At 55.7% G+C, this 16,479-nt stretch carries 17 protein-coding genes, 1 pseudogene and 1 CRISPR repeat array (1 of these 19 cut by a window edge); all 18 genes and pseudogenes read right to left on the reverse strand.

What is annotated here, in order from left to right; translation table 11 throughout:
• Positions 1–88 precede the first annotated feature (88 nt).
• Positions 89–382: a hypothetical protein gene (locus HMPREF9081_RS01215; RefSeq protein ID WP_006305060.1), complete on the reverse strand. Its 294-nt coding sequence runs from the start codon at positions 380–382 to the stop codon at positions 89–91.
• Positions 383–468: 86 nt separating this feature from the next.
• Positions 469–1,389, reverse strand: coding sequence for a HipA domain-containing protein (locus HMPREF9081_RS01220; RefSeq protein ID WP_006305061.1), 921 nt, complete (start codon positions 1,387–1,389; stop codon positions 469–471).
• The gene (locus HMPREF9081_RS01225; RefSeq protein WP_040395335.1) at positions 1,382–1,597 is read right to left on the reverse strand and encodes a hypothetical protein; all 216 of its coding nucleotides are present in this window, start codon (positions 1,595–1,597) and stop codon (positions 1,382–1,384) included. Before HMPREF9081_RS01225 ends, HMPREF9081_RS01220 begins: the two co-directional genes overlap by 8 nt.
• 65 nt (positions 1,598–1,662) lie before the next feature.
• Complete coding sequence (locus tag HMPREF9081_RS13740; RefSeq protein WP_154647268.1) at positions 1,663–1,809, reverse strand: hypothetical protein; 147 nt, start codon at positions 1,807–1,809, stop codon at positions 1,663–1,665.
• Positions 1,810–2,064: 255 nt separating this feature from the next.
• Positions 2,065–2,847 (reverse strand): nucleotidyl transferase AbiEii/AbiGii toxin family protein, encoded by a 783-nt coding sequence (locus HMPREF9081_RS01235; protein WP_006305064.1) that lies wholly within the window; start codon positions 2,845–2,847, stop codon positions 2,065–2,067.
• Between the two features lie 3 nt (positions 2,848–2,850).
• The gene (locus HMPREF9081_RS01240; RefSeq protein ID WP_006305065.1) at positions 2,851–3,294 is read right to left on the reverse strand and encodes a hypothetical protein; all 444 of its coding nucleotides are present in this window, start codon (positions 3,292–3,294) and stop codon (positions 2,851–2,853) included.
• Between the two features lie 44 nt (positions 3,295–3,338).
• Positions 3,339–5,519 carry a MobA/MobL family protein gene (locus tag HMPREF9081_RS12695; protein WP_006305066.1) on the reverse strand — a complete coding sequence of 727 codons (2,181 nt, stop codon included), beginning with the start codon at positions 5,517–5,519 and terminating at the stop codon, positions 3,339–3,341.
• A gap of 20 nt (positions 5,520–5,539) precedes the next feature.
• Positions 5,540–5,917, reverse strand: coding sequence for a hypothetical protein (locus tag HMPREF9081_RS14250; protein WP_245529827.1), 378 nt, complete (start codon positions 5,915–5,917; stop codon positions 5,540–5,542).
• A gap of 82 nt (positions 5,918–5,999) precedes the next feature.
• Positions 6,000–6,371: pseudogene (locus HMPREF9081_RS14770) on the reverse strand (hypothetical protein); the annotation flags it as partial.
• A gap of 643 nt (positions 6,372–7,014) precedes the next feature.
• On the reverse strand, positions 7,015–8,346 hold the full coding sequence (csm6, locus tag HMPREF9081_RS01260; protein WP_154647269.1) for a type III-A CRISPR-associated CARF protein Csm6: 1,332 nt from the start codon (positions 8,344–8,346) through the stop codon (positions 7,015–7,017).
• Position 8,347: 1 nt separating this feature from the next.
• Positions 8,348–9,106, reverse strand: a complete 759-nt coding sequence (gene cas6, locus HMPREF9081_RS01265; protein ID WP_006305071.1) for a CRISPR system precrRNA processing endoribonuclease RAMP protein Cas6 — start codon at positions 9,104–9,106, stop codon at positions 8,348–8,350.
• Positions 9,090–10,304: a type III-A CRISPR-associated RAMP protein Csm5 gene (csm5, locus tag HMPREF9081_RS01270; RefSeq protein ID WP_006305072.1), complete on the reverse strand. Its 1,215-nt coding sequence runs from the start codon at positions 10,302–10,304 to the stop codon at positions 9,090–9,092. Before csm5 ends, cas6 begins: the two co-directional genes overlap by 17 nt.
• On the reverse strand, positions 10,301–11,302 hold the full coding sequence (gene csm4, locus HMPREF9081_RS01275; RefSeq protein WP_006305073.1) for a type III-A CRISPR-associated RAMP protein Csm4: 1,002 nt from the start codon (positions 11,300–11,302) through the stop codon (positions 10,301–10,303). The genes csm5 and csm4 overlap by 4 nt, the downstream gene beginning before the upstream one ends.
• On the reverse strand, positions 11,299–12,018 hold the full coding sequence (csm3, locus tag HMPREF9081_RS01280; protein ID WP_006305074.1) for a type III-A CRISPR-associated RAMP protein Csm3: 720 nt from the start codon (positions 12,016–12,018) through the stop codon (positions 11,299–11,301). Before csm3 ends, csm4 begins: the two co-directional genes overlap by 4 nt.
• A gap of 2 nt (positions 12,019–12,020) precedes the next feature.
• Complete coding sequence (csm2, locus tag HMPREF9081_RS01285; RefSeq protein WP_006305075.1) at positions 12,021–12,422, reverse strand: type III-A CRISPR-associated protein Csm2; 402 nt, start codon at positions 12,420–12,422, stop codon at positions 12,021–12,023.
• Entirely contained in the window at positions 12,415–14,871 is a 2,457-nt protein-coding gene (gene cas10, locus HMPREF9081_RS01290; protein ID WP_040394195.1) for a type III-A CRISPR-associated protein Cas10/Csm1, read from the reverse strand. Before cas10 ends, csm2 begins: the two co-directional genes overlap by 8 nt.
• Positions 14,872–15,000: 129 nt before the next feature.
• Positions 15,001–15,348 carry a CRISPR-associated endonuclease Cas2 gene (gene cas2, locus HMPREF9081_RS01295; protein WP_245529829.1) on the reverse strand — a complete coding sequence of 116 codons (348 nt, stop codon included), beginning with the start codon at positions 15,346–15,348 and terminating at the stop codon, positions 15,001–15,003.
• A complete protein-coding gene (gene cas1 / locus HMPREF9081_RS01300; RefSeq protein ID WP_006305078.1) occupies positions 15,326–16,321 on the reverse strand; it encodes a CRISPR-associated endonuclease Cas1 in 996 nt (331 codons plus the stop codon). Before cas1 ends, cas2 begins: the two co-directional genes overlap by 23 nt.
• Before the next feature lie 35 nt (positions 16,322–16,356).
• Positions 16,357–16,479: a CRISPR direct-repeat array (repeat unit 35 nt; unit sequence GTTTCCGTCCCCTTGCGGGGGGCTGTTGCTTAAAT); it runs 415 nt beyond the window's last position.

Consider the following 16,479-nt stretch of genomic DNA (forward strand, 5'->3'; position numbering starts at 1 on the left):
GGAGAAACGAAAAACATTTGTCCGCCTTCAAATGCTTGCGCAAATTCGGCGGACGCGCCTTATATCCCCAGCCCTAAAGGGCGGGGCTTTACGGCGCATTGGGGTAAAAATACTGCACTTCCTCCTTTTCTTTGACACCGGCAAGTACGGGAACACCGTGCGCTCGCTCATCAATTTTGGTATGCAAGGATTCCCATGTTGCAGGGGACGCATACGCCGCGCCCGCTGCGCTGCCATGAAAGAATAGCCCGATCTGCGTGTGGATTGGGTGGCGATAGTGCTTTGCCATTGCACCGAGAAAGTCGATGAATCTGTTTTTGTTAAAGCGCAGATCGGAATAGAACCTGTCGCGCTCCTCGATAAGTGTGTGTACGCTTGTCATTCTGCCAGCCTCCTCCCCTAAAGTATAAGGGCTTACAGAATGAAAAAACTGCAAACTTTACAGCTTGCAGTTCATTGTATGTTGAGTTATCTGCCCGTGCCGCGCTCAGCCGTTTGATCTTTTTCGTTGCACTTCTTGAGCGACGGAAGGAGGATCTGCTCCCTGCGCAGGGCGAGGGACTTTTTCATATACTCTTTGGAGATGTCCGAAAGCCCTTCTGTGCGGTCGATGAGGTCGTCAATCCGTGCGGATGCCGCCTTGATCCGTGGCACAATGCGCTGAATGGCACGACGCAGGTCTTCCGGAGGACTCTTGAAGATTTCGTGATAATGAACACGCCGTCCGTGATACCGATATGCGGAACACAGATTGTATTCCGTATTCTTAAAACCTGCGCTGTCTTCCAAAAGCGTTGTTTTTTGTTCATCGGAGTATAAGGGAGAAAGTGCCGAGCCGCAATCATATACGGGGGCAGGGGACAGTGAACCGTCAGCCCCTTGTATCATCCCCCAGTTATCTAAGTGCCGGTCGCCATTACCAAGCAGAGCATCTACGACAAACATATCCCAGAAGAAATTTTTTATCTGCGGCTTGTTCTTGATGGTTACATCTTCATCAATGACGTGCATCACATCTTCAAGCGTTGTCTTTTTGCGTTTCTGACTATCCGTTTCATGCAGAAGAAACTTGCTGAACTCAATCAGGCAGCCGGGCTTGTCCTGACAAAACACCTCACAGGCAACAACAGTCTTCTCTCTCTTGCTGTTGGGCGGCGTTCCGCGTCCCAAAAAGGTATTTTGAGCGGGAATCCCAAGCATTTGAAAGACGTGACAGCCAATGTACTCCGAATAATGATTGTTGATATAACTCAGCGCCGTCTGCTTTGGCGCGCGGTTCGGGTCGGGAAACTTCACCATGTAGAGTTTTCCCTCATACTCCATTGTCCATTTACTCTCAGAGCCGCCGAAGCGGTTCGGCAGCCATTTCACATCACGCAGATCAACCATAAAGCAGCTCCCCAAAATACGTCAGCATTTCCTCACGGTCGCTTGACGAAATATCCCCTTCTTTCATGGCATATTTCGTTTCGGAAAAGAGATGCCCCATTTCAGAAATCATAAAAACACGGTTCTTCTCCTCATACGCCCGATAAAACGCCGTCATATACTCGCAAAGCACCTCGTCATAATCCGACGGGTTATACTTATAGCTCATCTTCTCCATTATCCTCGCCTCCTGTTCCAATTATACCGCGAACGGGGAAGCGAGGCAACTGCGCCCTATTCAAACGGCACAAATCCGAGGGGCTTGCGGCGTTCGTAGCCACTTGCCTTGACGGCTTCCTTATCAAACGGGTCGGCGACGGGGAGCGTGCATTTCTCTGCGGGCTGTCCAGTCTGCGCCCGACCGATCAAAAGGGCTGGCATGATGCGGATGCGCTCTTTGCAAAGACGCAGCTGGAGGCGGGTGTCCCGTTCCCGCGCATCGCGGGGGCAATCCAACGCAACAGTCCCTATGCGATCATCTCGGGCGACCGTGCCTATGGGACGAAGCTCGCGCGCGACACATCGGCAGAGCGCGAACGGGAAAGGGGACAGGGCGCTGCGATCAGCGCAGCACGCTAGGAAGGACATTGTGGTATATACGATAAGAGGGTCTGCCCCCAGTACGGGCAGACCCTCTTATCGTCCTATGTTCTTGCTGTTTTCCTGTGTTCTTTGCGGTACGTCCCACTTTTCGCCCGTCCATGCGAGCGGGCGCAGGTTTTTCTCTGCAAAGGGGGCGAGAAACTTCTCCAATCGCCCATATAGCGCAGAGAACTCCGGCTTGTTTTCGACATTCGCCAATTTTTCGTAGGCGTGCTTCAAATCCTCCTGCCTCGTGCGGAACTCCTCAAAAGTTCCGAGGGTGCGACCACCCGCATGGATCAGGCGGTGAACGTCCAGCAGGTTAATATCCTTGCAATGCGATAGGATATAGACATCCACAAGATCCTTTGCCCTGCGGAAGACCTTCGGGCTGGCGATGGCACAAATCTTATCCGAGAGCATTTTTTGCAGCGTTGCGCCGCGAATATAGAGCGGCTGACCTTGATAGGAGATTTGATAGTTCTGATAAAAAGGATGGCTGCGTTGTCCAAAATCCACCTTGAATACACGTTCTTTGTTGGCGTCTAAAATTCGGAATCCCGCAGATTTTTCTTCTGCCGGTTCACGAAAAACGACAACAGATAGACTCGGATCGACACGCCGAACGGCTTTTTCCAGCACCTCGCGCATCGTCTCAGCGGTGGGCTTTCCTCCCAGCCAATCACCGTCAATATCGTGTGTGATACGGTGTACTGAGATGGGCGGAGCTTCCAGCAGTGCCAAATTCAGATTCATTGCCCCTTTGAAAATGATAGGGGCTTTCGCGCGTGTGAGTTCTGCCATGACCTTCATCATGAGTTGTTCGTTTTCGTTCATGCTTCATTCCTCGTCATAGTATTCCATTGCCCATACTTTGTATTTCTCGAAGCGGGGAAGAAGGTCTTGCTCAATCTGCAAGGAATCAAAGGATTCTCCGTTGGAAAAATATACGTCCGCCAAACTTTCCTGTATGACCTGATTATCTCCATCCGCACGCAGAAGATCGTTGATGGTCTGGTTGACGGTCGTGCAGAGCAGCCCATTTCGACGTTCATGTTCCACAGCGGAGAAAGAGCGAATGAGATGCTCTGTTGTTCCGTCTATGTGCAATGGTGACTGCACATAGATGTGGGCAGTTTCGTGAAAACTGCTCCCATTGGACAGCCCCAGATAGTCCGCAGCCGTATCATAGGCAAGGATACAGGGGGCATCCTTCAAGAGATCGCGCAGGTAATCGTTATAGGTGTGCAGTTCCAAGGCAATCACTCCTTTCTCGTCTTCCATAACTATCTTAAAGCAAAAATCTTCCCGCTGTCAACACGCTGCGCCTATCTCCCTTTTGCGCTCTCGGCGAGGATTTCGTCCTTCTCCATCTCCGACACGAGCATCCAGTTTTCTCCCATGCGGCTGTCCTTGCTGCGTGCGACGAGTGCCGCATATTGGGGATCTCTGATCCCTTTTGCAATCGTGCGTGCTGCTTGGAGCGGTGTTCTGCGTGCGCCGCCGCTGCCGCTCGACGGTGCGGCAATGTAACGTGCCCCGTCTCCTTCGCTTTTCCGCTGCCGGTCGGCAGCGGATTTTTCTTTGCCCAGCTCCGCGCTTTCCTTTGTCATGGCAGCAAGCTCCGCTGCGATCTTCGACGCCTTTGCCGCAAACGGCTTATTGCGCTCCATGACACCCGCCGCGATGCTCGCAATCTTTTTCACTGCCTTGGGTGTGCTGCACCGTTCGGTGAGTTCGCTGCGCATCCGTGCGAGTTCGGCAGCTTCCTTTGTGAGGTTCTCTTTTCGCTCAAGGAGTGCGCTACGTCGCTCCTCAAGTGCATTCTCTTCCTCCTTGTGTGCTTTTTTTGCAGCGGATGAGGCGAAGAAGCCGGGGGCTTCCTTTTTGTCGAATGCGCTGCGATCCTTCTTCCACGCCTCCACATCGTTCTTGTAATACTGTTCCTGTTTGCGATGAGAGTTCTCGCGTGCACGCAGTTCCTTCCATGCACCTCCCGCGAAGATGTTCTGTGCGATGAGTTCGGCACGCTCCGACGTTAGAACATCCTTCTGCGCCGCCGCAAGTTCCTTGCGCTTTTCGACGACAGCAGCATCCGTATGCCTCTTTGCCTCGGCGAGGATACGAACGACATCGGCGAGGGAAAAGCTCTGTGGCTCCTGCTCCTTGCGCAGATTTTTCTTTGCCGTTTCGATGGTCTGTGCAAAATCCCGCAGCCGTTTCTCGAAGCGTTTCTTTGCAAGTTCGTTTTCAAAGAGCAGCTGATTGACACGCATCTCTATGTTCCGTGCGGTTCCGCGTGCGGATAATTTGCGCATCTCCGGTTGCAACTTTTTTGCAAGCCGCTGATACTTTTTCTGCGCTGCGGCAATCCTTTTTTCGAGTACGGGCAGCAGATCCCCGGCAGCATGCTCCTCGTCCCCCGCGTTCTTTTCTGCCGCCTGAACACCTGCCGCGAGCGCACGCAGGTCAAGCAGTTCTTTCCGCACCGCTTTCATATCATGCCAGAGCGTGCGCGTCTCTTCCTCCATGAAGGAAAGACGCGCCTGTTCCTGTGCCGCATCGCCCCAAAGGACGGTCGTTTCGGTCGCAATCAGATCACGATGCGCGTCCCCTAGGTCTTTGCGTACATCCTCCGGCAGATGGTCTTGCAGGTTGTTGTATTCATCGAGCAGATTCTCAAAAAGCTCTTCTGCTTTGCTCTGCCGAATACGATCGGCGGCAAGATTTTTCGCACTGACAAGATTCCTGTAGCGGTCATTGAGCGCACGCAGCCGATGAAAGCGTTCCACGCGTGCGTTCTTTTTCAAAATATCGTCGAGGGAAACGGCGAAGTCTGTTTCCGGAATTCGGTCGAGGAGTTCAGCAAGAACGTGATCGCCGCGCCGCAGTGCGTCCTCCTGCTGCGCCTTGAGTGTTCGATGATCGACGCGGACGGGGACACCGTATTTTTCAAGAACGTCGTTCTGGATTTTCGCAAAGTCCTCGCGTAAGTGCAGGAGATAGTCTTTCCTGTTTTTGCCAACCCATTTCTCTGCTTTGGCGCAGCCCCCCTTGGCGGGATGCTTCCGATTCGCACGCCCGAAAAACTTCTCCGGCGTTCGCTCCTGCTGCCGTTCCTGTGCGTCGATCTCGCGTGTCGAGAACATGATGTGAACGTGCGGCTGCCGTTCCCCGAAGGAAAGCGTGCCGACCTTTTCATGAATCGCCCATGCATAATAATGATCCGCGAGGTGTTTGGAAAGAAATTCGTCGAGGATTTCTTTCTGCTGCGCAAGGTTTAATTCGTTCGGAAGTGCGAAGATGATTTCTTTGTAACGCTCACCGTTCGCACGTTCGTAACGATCTGCCGCGTGGAAGAATTTCAGCGGCGAATCCTCTGCCCATCTCGGCATTTGGTGTCCCGTTGCAACGCAGCCACCGCGCATTTCGTGCGCCGCCTCGCGGTTGATGTACTGTAGGTGCGAGGAAGCGAATGTGCTGTTTGTACCCTTTTGAAGAACCTCCAAGATGGCATCTGCTGTGCGTTCTACATCGCGCCTTCTTGCGCGAGCGTGAGTCCATCGCAGAGCCAGACGGGTCTCCCGTCCTCCTCCTCGGAGGTATAGCTGACGCTTGACATCATCCGACAAAAACACAGGAGTGCGTCGCCCTTTAGTGCCCACATTCCCGCCGGGCAGTACATGCAGGAGAAGTCCTTTTTTGGCAATTTCGTCGAGGGTAGGTTGATGAGTGTCGGACTTGGATATGCCGAAGGAGGGGGAGAGGGCGAGGAAGTTCCCGCTATGTCCATCGACTTCTCCTGCCCTTCCTTTGGTTCGTCCAGAGAAATCTCCGAATCCATTCCGTCCAATTCGTCCACCAGCTTCGCGAGCTCCATCTCCTCGTCCCCGTTCAATTTCTTCACGTTCCTTTCGGTTTGCGATATTTTTCTTTTCAAGCGCTCTGTCTGTGAAATGAACATCAAGATTCAGATCACGGACAGTGATGAGTGCCTCTTCCTGAAATTTTTCTGTCCCTTCGAGGGAAAGCTCCTCACCAAAGATGCGCTGCGCGGCAGCAAGGGCGATCCCGACGGTCTGAGGCGAAGCGTTCTTGGTGACGTGGATTCCCTGTGCGTCGAGTTTGATTTTCCCAAAAGGACTGCTGTAGAGCAGCACCGGTTGATGCGGCAATGGAAGGATCGGATGCGTTCCGGAAATCGTACTGCGATAGCTGTGAACATCGGCACGGAGTTCCGTATTTGCGTCGATGTTTTGAAACTTTCCCTCACGGTTGATGTAGGAGATGTGACTGCCCGCCTTGATCGAAACACCGCTTGGTTTTTTGTCGGACTTGAGTTCAAAATGGTAGCTTGCCATGCACTTTTTCCTTTCGCAGGGGATCCGCGATTCTCAACCGAAGGTTCAGCGAGCGTAGGTGAGCGAGAAAAAGAAAAGCCGTAGGGTTTTCAAAGTGACTGCAAGAAATTTTGTGCGGTTGAGTTTCTGTTTAATTTTCCTATAAGGGAAATGAAATAGAAACTCCTAAGTGTGCCCTGAACGTGTTTTACGAAATGAGTGTATCACAGCCGTGCAGATGGAATCAATGGAAGGATTTGCCATGTGACAGTGTCATGTCCCGTGTGTTAAGATAATCGCGACAAAGGAAGGGTAGGATTTTTACTTCGATACAATCCTCCGGCAGTAAGGAGACATACTCAAGAAAATCCTTAATCCGCATCATTCTCTTATCCCTCCTTTCAGGCAAAAAAATAAATGCTACGATGATACTCAAGGTATCTTCGTAACATTTATCATTTTGCAATGCTACATCGACCTTAGAGTGTCTCCGTAACATTTATCATAGAGCCCGCCTTTGGACGCTAAAAAATGATAGCCCTAAATTGCAGTCCGATTGAGGAGGCAAATCGGACGCAGAGTAGTGCTCTGTGGAGGATTTTCCAACGATAAGCGGGCGAAAAAGATGCGTCAAGATGGTCGTGCCGAATTTATCAGTGCTTCCCTATGCATGAACTTCAAGTGCCTGTCCAATCCATGCATTGAGATCACGATAGGTGCTGCGCATCGCGCGCACCTTATCCCCATAAACAAGCGCAAGCATGCGGCAGAAGCAGCTCAGTACCTCCTGCGATCCCATGCCTATCTTCTGGCGGAACCGTTCTTCCGTCACATTCACCATCTCATGCGCCGCCTCGTTGCGCAGTTTGCGAATATCTGCAATAGATTCCAGTTCCGCCATGACCTCCGCGTGCAGATCCGCGTCACGAACACGCTGTGCCTTCCCCGCATAAGCACAGCAAAGGGACAAGAGGTAAAATGAAAGTGGCTGATCTCGATAGCCGTAGGGGAATTCCCGCTCCAGTGCGGCAAGCAGCTCCTTCTCCTGCGCGGCAAGCCGTTCCCGCGCGAGACAGCGAACACCATTGCGTGGCTCACACAGAGCACGAATTGGGATGGTCAGGTTCTTCGCGGTATACTCCCTGAGGAATTCATAGAGAAACGGGATCATGCGCAGCATCAGATTCGACAGCCGCCCCGTTTCCTGATCGATCTGCATCATGAGGAAGTATTCAACCAGCTCCTCCGTTTTCCCGATGAAGGGAAAGAGCTTCTTTCCTCTGTACTCACGCAAGATGGCCTTTGCTTCCTCCGTCAGGAGCATACTGCGCTGTTCCGCATGAGAGAGGAGTAGCGACGCTTCCGGCGGCACAAGCGGACTGCGCCGCGCAATCTTGAGCGCTGCTGCGTACTCATAGCTCTCGATCAGCGATCGGATGCGGCTGCGCTCCGCGTAGTAGCGAAAGATCCCAAGAGGTGGCTCATCACAGCGGTTCTCTGCTCCCTCCTCCTCGTCGAAATTGTTCTCAAGCAGTGCGTCGATATCCTCCGCGTCCTGCGTCGCCTCGTTCGCACGATTCGAGGTACGGGAGGGCGCGGCAACCTGTATGCCGACACAGTTCTCCATGTCTGCCGCGAGCATCGCAAGGACGGTCTTCATCTGTGGTGTTCCCGAACTCAGATTCAGGAGGATCTGCGCCCCCTGATTCTCCGAACGAAGCCGCAGAACCTCCTGCGGCAGAATCTGACTGAAGGACTCATAGAGATGTGCCTCCTGTATGTCCGTGAAGATTTCCTCGATCACACAGTCGAAAGCCGTGCGGTGGATCGCACGCGTATAGCGGTGGTCGCGGTGCTCCTTCTCCGCCATATCCTGCGTATAAAAGAGCACGACGCGCTCCGGCTGATAGTGCCGCAGGATATGCAGCATCGCACCATCATAGCAGCCGCGAACGGGGTCGGTGTCCCCGAGCGGCGAGAACAAAATATGCTCCATCTTATCGCCTCTTCCAAACATCTGCATCCACCGCCCCCATGCCAAGCGCTGTCTTGATCCCGACGCCCGCATATGGCGCGAACTCCATGAGCATCCCCAGAATACGCCGCACGCTGTCTGTCCCCGTAAAGCCCATGGAAAGCGTTCCGCGAAAGCCGCGCAGCGTATGTCCGTCCACGGAAAATCCCGCCGTGCGCAGGGCGTACTGACTGATCCGACATGCAGCACCGAGCTGCTGTGCGAGATCCTCCGCCTCTATCCGCACCTGCGGACAATAAAGCGCCCAGCGTGCAAGGAGACTCTGTACGATCAGATAGATTTCCGGCAGGAGGACATACTGTCCGTCACGTTTGAACGCCGTCATTGTCCGAAAGGTAAGCTCCGCACCGCGCGGCGCATCATCGGGAAGAAAATACCGGTCAGCAAGTGCCACATCATCCATCTCTGCCACGCAGCAGAAATTCTGTATGGAGATTGCATAGCCCTTCTGCCGCAGATATATCGCCTCTGCTTCTCCGAGCAGTCCCTCAACAATCGCCCCCATCTCATCCGTGAGCGTGTTGATCCGCCAGAGTGTACGCTCTGACTCTTTCTCATAGTGTACACTCTGACTGTAGGGGCGCAAATTCTGCGTATGCAGGAACTCTGCCACATCGGCGGGCAGCCGCTCCATCAGCGCCCCATGCAGGACGGATCCCATCGCGGAGGAGGCGCGCTGTCCTGCAGGGAGGACAAGCTCTGCCTCAAACCGCCGAAACATCGCCCACCCTCCTGAGCGCACAGAGTCCCATAATCCAGTCATCCTGCCCCATGACGGCACGCTTCAAGGTACGCGGCGAGAGGGTGCGGTCGAACTGCTTGTGCCGATGCTTCGGCTCAACGCGTCCACCCTTGCGCTCGGTGAATGCCTCATCCAGATAGGCGGCGATGAATTCCCGCGCCTCCTCGTCACTATCCGCAAGCGCATAGACCAGTGTCTTTGCGAGGAATCCCGTACCGCCGCCGAGAAGCATATCCGCCGTCTCCGCCTCCTCGAACAGTGGCTGATAAAAGCGCGGATTCATGGGCAGGAATACCTGTTTCTGCAGCCGCAGACCATCCGACGTATAGTCACGCAGCGACTCCATCACCTGATCGAGTGACATGATGCCTGCTGTCTCAAGCATTGCAAGATCCGCCGTGATGGAGAAACGCAGCGTCCGCCCCGCCGGAATACACTCGCGAAAGAGCGGCAGTCGGCTTTCATTCTTCCCCGCCTTGTTCCGCTTCGTCGTCGCATCCACCTTTTGCAGGACGATCGTATCCATCGCGCCCGTGCCGACGGCATCACTCACACGCAGTCCGCGCAGAGCGCTGCTCACCGCATCGCTTGCCTTCGCGCCGGGCAGTGCAAGCGTATGCAGTGTCGTCCGTTCCATCTCCTCGATGATACGCGACCACGCCTTTTTCTTATCCCTCAAAGCCCCCGCCTCCGCGCGGATCCGCGCCCAGAAAGAGCGAAACCGCATCGGATCACGCCGGACTGCGCCGTAGAGCAGTCCCGTGCGGAGCGCCCCCTTAATCGTACTGCCGGGGATGTAGGGGCGCCCGTCCGCGTGTGTCGTCTGACAGACAATATCATTAAGACTTCTCCGTCCCCGCGCTGTCGTCATCAGATCCGGAGTCGCTGCCTTCCGCAGCACGATGGAGCGCAGCGCGCCCTCCTTCACCCCATTTGCCAGCAGCCATTCGCGCAGACTCTTCTCACGAAACGCCCCATGCTCGATCGCACGGGCAAAGTCGTCCATCAGACCGCACTGTGCGAGGAGCACAATCCACTTCGATTCATTGGGGAATGCGACCTCGTTCTTCCTGCTGTCATAGAGATACTCGAACGCGCGTCGTTTCTCCCCTGAGCCCGTATGCACGGGCGCAATACAGGTCAGCTCATATTCCTGCCGAACGATCTGTTCCTTCATGCCGTCACCCCCAGATAGAGTCCGAAGCCGTAACGCCACACAGGATGTCCGTCATATGTGCAAAGCTCTGCAAGCGAACCGCCGATGCGCGTGCGCAGACACGAACCCGCGTCGATGAGATAGATGCTGTTCTTCTTCTCTGCCTCGTGCGCTGGCGCCGTGATGAAACCACCCGTACGACGCAAACGATACGCCCCATCCTTCACACGCGGAAGCTCCTCCGCTGCCGGCACAACAGGCGCAATCGTCATCTGCCACGGCGCATCCGCCGCATGGAGCAACGCATAGAGCGCCGCATCGTCCGCATAGATGCCGTCCGCATCGAGCACGATCTCATCCTCCGCAATATGAAATTTGCCAAAGCCGCTCGTTCGCTTCCCGCCAATGCCCGAAAGCCCCAGCCATATAAGCAGCTCACGCAAAAAGTCTGCATCCTCTGCATGATGTACATAGGCGAGGAGATACAGCCCCGCATCCCTATGGAAGTCGAACTGTCCCACATAGTAGGGCAGCGGCTCTGCCTCCCGCGTGTTCACACGCTGACGCAGCGATGCCGTACCGAACTCCGCCGCAGACGAAAAGGGAGCTCCCGTCCGCATCGCATCCACATAGTCCGCCATGCAGCTTGCACGCAGATACTTCATCGACTTCTGCTTCTTGCGTTCCGTCGCACGGCTACACGTCTCTACAAAGTTCGCACGCGCCTCACCCGTTCCCTCAATGCGCAGAACGGGACGCGGGACATAGAACTCCATTTCGCCGACTGCATCCACGCGCCACGGCAGGAGATCCGAAAAAAGGAGCTCCCGCGCCGCCACACGTTCGTGCAAATGCGCGAGTGCATCCATTTCGCCCGTCGCCGCCAGCTCCGCGCAGAGTGCGGAAAAGAGCGCGTCCGCACCATACTCCGTTCCCGCCTCATCGAGTCTGCCGCCGCGCCCCGCCTGTGCGAAATGTACCGCCGTATCGAACTGCAGCGGATAGATCACATAGCTCACGACGCTCGTCCGCCTTTCTCCAGCAGTCCTGCAATCTCATTGCACTGCTCCGCGCTGACCGCCTCCGGCGCAGACAGAGAGAAATAGTCCACGGAGAACTCCCGCAGTGACAGCCTGCCATACCCGCGCGAACCATGCCCACCGAGATAGTCCATCTGCAGGAGCCGCAGCCCCTCACCGAGGAGCCGCATATCCTCCATCAGCTCATCCTCATGCTCGATATTGTAGACCAGACGGAAATCGAACTCCGCCCCCGCCGGCACACGTTCGATCTGGCGCGGATTCGCTGCCGCTGTAACGCGGTCGATCGTATTCTCCCACTTTACCTCGCCGATGTAGGTATCCAGCTCCATCGCGCCGAAGCGGTCAGACGATCCATCATTCATGCGAAGATCATAGAACTGCAGACGGGACAGTCTGCCGCCCGCCTCGCCCTTCGCTGCTGCGCCGAATAGACGGCGGATCTCGGCGCAGTCCTTAGACACATCATGCAGGATATACCCCTCCGTCATGCTGCGCGCAAGCAGCGTGCGCAGCTTCCCCTTGAGCGAGCTGCCGGGAATGATCGGCCGCTTCGTCATCGGATCGCGCAGGAACGGACTGTCCACCGCGCCGATCGGCGCGAAATCCGAGGATGCCCCGATGTGCAGCCCCGTCTCAAGGCGCAGTCGTGCCCGAATATCCAGTTTTCCCTTGAGTGTGCTCTGCTGCTCCATCGTCAGTCCCTCCCGCCGTGATATTTATGATAAGCGACCAGCGCCTCTACATAGTGTGCGAAATCCTCATAGGCGCGGATGTTCGTACCGATCCCGTCGATCCACTCCGTCAGGCGCGCCGTCTCGACAAAGGGACGTACCGCCCGCGGATTCCGCCCCACCTGATAGGCGAGCTTCACCTTGAGATACTTCACCTCGGACGCGAGCGCCTCTGTGAGAGCAGTCGCGCCGTCATTCTGCGCGCGATATACCGTGATCTTATTCGTCAGCGCATTCACCGCCGCGAGGAACTTGCGGATCTGACTCGTCGTCAAAAAGAGCCGTCCGTTGCCCTCCTTTGCCAGCCGCACAATGACATTCTCCGCCTCCCGCGCAATATCGCGCACACCGCTCGTCTCAGCCATCTGGCTGCACTCCCTTCTCTCTCATACTATAAATAATAAACTGCAATGCCGTCGAAAGCTGACGGCGGTCACTTTCGTCACGATACCACGCATAGAGCTGTGTACGAATCCGTGCGTACGAGGGCCGCGCCTCAGAATGCAGACCACGCTCCATTCGTGCCAATACATAGGCGAACCGTGCAATCTCGATCGAGCGTCCGTCCGCCTCGAGCAGACCCAGCAGCTGATACGCCTTCGACTTGCCGAGCGGCACGCGAGTCACATGCTCATTTCCTTCAAACGCAAAATGCGTGCGGAGGAATGCCATCTTCTCCCCACATACCCCATCGATGAACGCATTCCATTCATAGGTCGCCGTAGGTATCCGTCCCGTCCGCTCCACGCCGAAGAGCGCGACTGCATCCTTGCCCGGCAGACGCTTTGCAAGGGACTCGAGTGCCCCCGTCTGACGCGCCATCTCCGCCACGGGACATTTCTCCTTGAAGAACCCAATCCCTGCCGAAAAGTGCAGCTTGCCGCTCGTAAAGCGCAGGAATGCACGGCGCAGATCGACTGCCATCTCCACAATATCATCCCACGCCCCAAGCAGAAAGAGATCATCGCCGCCGGAGTAGACAATATGCACATCGCGCGCTGCCTTCTTCCCCCGTCCAAAGAGCGAGAACGGCTCCATCCCATGCTGCCCGGCGCAGATTGCATTGATATAACATTTGAAGAACAGCGAAAGCTGACGAGAGAGCGCCGCCGTTCTCGTCAATGTCGCGTATGCCGCAGGAAACCCCGCGAGGAACGCCGCGCCGAGATTGTCCACATCCGCACGGAGCACGCCAAGCCTCCGAATGCCCGCCGCATCCTCCGCTCCACCGCTCCGCGCAGCAAGATGCGCGAGCTCGATCACACGCCCATCCTCCCGCGCCGTATAGTCACCCAGCCAGAGATGCGTCGCGAGACGCTCCCCCGTATAGACCTTGTTCTTGATATAGAGCCGCTCCGGCGGCTGCGGCAGACGCTCGACACGCTCTATCGACTCCGCTGCGAGATAGAGTTCCCGTCCGATTCCCGGCAGCGGCAGCATATCCGTGCCCCCCTGCACCCCAACACAGAACACATCCTGCTCAAGGATGCGCTGTCCGAACGCATAGAGCGCATTGCACATCGGGCACGCCTCCACGCCGTCCGGCTCACGGTAGGGCGTGAGCTCAGTCGTCGACGTACGACAAATCGCACACTCGCGTGCCGCATCGTGCAGTCGGTTCAGTGCGCTCGTCGGCGTGAAGAGCGCCTCCAACTGCTCCATCGAGTAACGACAAAGCTTTTCCTCTGCGAGCAGCTCACTCACGCGACGGAACACCGCCTGCGTCCCATGGATGCCGTCCTCCTGCGCACGAAACTCATCCGCCGCACACGGCGTCCACGAAAGCGCCAGATAGAGTGCTGTGCCGAAATGTCGCAGGAGCCACGCATTGATCTCCATGCGCGCACGGTAGAGCGTCTCCGTCACCGTGTCCGTATTCGGCAGCAGCAGATAGAAATGCCCACCGCCCGTATAGAGCAGCGCAGAGCGGCTGATCCCGCACGCATCGAGAATCTCATCCACCACATTTTCAAGCAGGATTTCCAAATAAAAGGAACGTCCGCGCAGACTCTTGAGTGCGCCCCCCGACGGAATCCCGTAGATGAACGGCTGGATGCCCGACACATCCCCCGAGACGAGGAGATACATCTCCGTCTCACGCAGCGCACGCCCCTCCTTCCCCGCCGCAAAGCTGCGGTAGTCTGTGATGCCGTGTGCCTCGAAGTATCGATACATCGCCGCCGCGTATGCTGCCGTCAGACGAACATGATCGTAGAGCGAGATATCCGCCGCCTCTGCGCGCGCCGTACTGGACGGCACATAGCTCAGAACCCCCTCGAGTACACGCAGCAGCTCGCCGACCTGCATCTGCATCGGTGATTTTTTGCGGAAATTCGTCTCCAGAGTCTGATAAAGCCGCTGATACTCTGCCTCCGTTGCCTGTATCTCATCCACAGGATGCGGAAACTGTATCGCCGTTCCCTCCGGATCGAGCGCACACAGATGGAACGCCTCCTTTGCAGATGACATGCCGCCCTCTCCGAAAAGATGAAAGACCGATTGCAGATTTGCCGCAGCAGAGAATCCCCCCGCACTCTCATCCGTCAGACGTCGGTCGCTTGCCGCCGCAAGATTGTCCGCCTCATAGACGATGTAGCTGATGTCGTCCACATCGGTGCGCAGATTCTTCAGTTCCTCCGCGTGATGATGTCCCACCGCACGCAGGATATCCCTGTCCACATCCTCTGCAAACCGCGCAAGGAACGTCACCCCTGCCGCAGAGTGCGTCCCCGCCGCTGCATTCGCCCGGTGCACAAGCTTGCCGATGTCATGCAGCAGTGCTGCTCGCTCGATCCGCTGACACAGATCCTCCATAGCCTCATCTCCCTTCTCTATCAGTATCATATTGCTTTAACAATTCGCTCAAAAAGAGAAATCTCCTTCAAAGCAAAAGCCAACCCATCGTGCTGTGAACAAATTTCACACACAACGGATTGGCTTTTTCTAAAAAATAACAACATCCTCGACATGACGGTCTCCGATCCCCCACGAGCGCACCGACGTATGATTGGCGAGCAGATAGATCCGCAGCGAGTCCGTCGCGGGGTCGATCAAACCGCTCGTCAGTTCCACCATACGATCATACTTCTTCTCCGTCAGGAACGCCTCGAACGCAGACTTCTGCACGCGGATGCCATATCGCTCGAGACACTTCACCATCCGTGCACGACGGCGATTATCCGTGATATCGTAGATCACCAGAACAATGTAACGCCGCTCATCCTCCACTAGGAACTCATTTTCCTCGTACTCCATCATGGCAGTCACCTCAGCGCAGCGAGATCGGTTCATACATCTCCTCATTCTTCGCAAGCAGTGCCTGTGCATATTGCCGCGCCTGGTAGGCGAGCGTACGACGATAGGAATGCTTCCCCTCCACATAGCGGTTTGCCGTCCGCAGCTTCTTCTCATACGCGCGCAGAAAGATCGCCCGCCCTTCTCGCGTCAGGATGATGCCCGGCTCATCCTCCTTCATCGCGGCGAAATGCTCGCGCTTGATCTCATGATGACTCACCAACGAGAGCACCATCGCATCCACGAGGACCGCACGCCACTCCTCCATCAGATCAGATGCAAGTGCGGGATGACGGTTCTTCAACGCATGGAGAAAGCCAAAATACGGGTGCAGTCCCTCGTTCGAGAGCGCTGTATAGATATCATACATCAGCAGCGTATAGCCAAAACTCAGCATTGCATTGAATGGATCGAGCGGAGGGCGTTTACTGCGCCTCATGAAGGCAAACTCCTCCGGTACGAGAAGCCCCAGTGCACGAAAGTACACCTTTGCAATCGCCCCCTCGTAGCCCATCAACTGCTCACTCGTCTCGGCGAGCGGGATGCGCTTACGCAGGGCAAGAATCTCGTCGATTGCCTGTTGCACCCCCGGGAGTTCCGCGTTTCGGTTGTAGCGGCGTAGCAGCGTGAGCTGGTTGTGTACCTTTGCCGCGATCACCTTCCTGCCCATACGGAGATAGAAGCCGGAGCCCTTCATGAGCACCTGTCGCTCCTGCCGGAAGACATTCACATGACGTGTCGACTCGAGCCGTCCGAAGAAGAACCCCGTGCGCGAGAGCCAAGTGACCGGAACACCGAGTCGCAGCAGTTCCACCATCGCCTGTGAGGACACCTGCACACTGTCGATTAGGGTTAGCGATTCGAGTACCTCCTCGGGAATCTCCATCACGCATTCATTGTTGCGTCCGATGACGAAATTCCCACCGCGCTTCTGAACGTACGCCCCTTCCTCCGTGATATATGCAAACATCGCACTGCCCCCCTTATGAAATTGTTAAAACGGGTGCTTCCGTCCCCTTGCGGGGGGCTGTTGCTTAAATAAGAGGAAAAGGCAGTTGTCTATAAAAATGCTAAAAAGTTTCCGTCCCCTTGCGGGGGGCTGTTGCTTAAATACATATGGTTTATTGA

It is taken from the genome of Centipeda periodontii DSM 2778 (genome assembly GCF_000213975.1).
GTDB lineage: Bacteria > Bacillota > Negativicutes > Selenomonadales > Selenomonadaceae > Centipeda > Centipeda periodontii.

Excerpts from the sequence above, each read along its gene's own strand:
- HMPREF9081_RS01215 (WP_006305060.1), bottom strand. The coding sequence starts at position 382 with ATGACAAGCGTACACACACTTATCGAGGAGCGCGACAGGTTCTATTCC.
- HMPREF9081_RS01220 (WP_006305061.1), bottom strand. The coding sequence starts at position 1,389 with ATGGTTGATCTGCGTGATGTGAAATGGCTGCCGAACCGCTTCGGCGGC.
- HMPREF9081_RS01225 (WP_040395335.1), bottom strand. The coding sequence starts at position 1,597 with ATGAGCTATAAGTATAACCCGTCGGATTATGACGAGGTGCTTTGCGAG.
- HMPREF9081_RS13740 (WP_154647268.1), bottom strand. The coding sequence starts at position 1,809 with ATGCCAGCCCTTTTGATCGGTCGGGCGCAGACTGGACAGCCCGCAGAG.
- HMPREF9081_RS01235 (WP_006305064.1), bottom strand. The coding sequence starts at position 2,847 with ATGAACGAAAACGAACAACTCATGATGAAGGTCATGGCAGAACTCACA.
- HMPREF9081_RS01240 (WP_006305065.1), bottom strand. The coding sequence starts at position 3,294 with ATGGAAGACGAGAAAGGAGTGATTGCCTTGGAACTGCACACCTATAAC.
- csm6 (WP_154647269.1), bottom strand. The coding sequence starts at position 8,346 with ATGGAGCATATTTTGTTCTCGCCGCTCGGGGACACCGACCCCGTTCGC.
- cas6 (WP_006305071.1), bottom strand. The coding sequence starts at position 9,106 with ATGTTTCGGCGGTTTGAGGCAGAGCTTGTCCTCCCTGCAGGACAGCGC.
- csm5 (WP_006305072.1), bottom strand. The coding sequence starts at position 10,304 with ATGAAGGAACAGATCGTTCGGCAGGAATATGAGCTGACCTGTATTGCG.
- csm3 (WP_006305074.1), bottom strand. The coding sequence starts at position 12,018 with ATGGAGCAGCAGAGCACACTCAAGGGAAAACTGGATATTCGGGCACGA.
- csm2 (WP_006305075.1), bottom strand. The coding sequence starts at position 12,422 with ATGGCTGAGACGAGCGGTGTGCGCGATATTGCGCGGGAGGCGGAGAAT.
- cas10 (WP_040394195.1), bottom strand. The coding sequence starts at position 14,871 with ATGGAGGATCTGTGTCAGCGGATCGAGCGAGCAGCACTGCTGCATGAC.
- cas2 (WP_245529829.1), bottom strand. The coding sequence starts at position 15,348 with ATGAACCGATCTCGCTGCGCTGAGGTGACTGCCATGATGGAGTACGAG.
- cas1 (WP_006305078.1), bottom strand. The coding sequence starts at position 16,321 with ATGTTTGCATATATCACGGAGGAAGGGGCGTACGTTCAGAAGCGCGGT.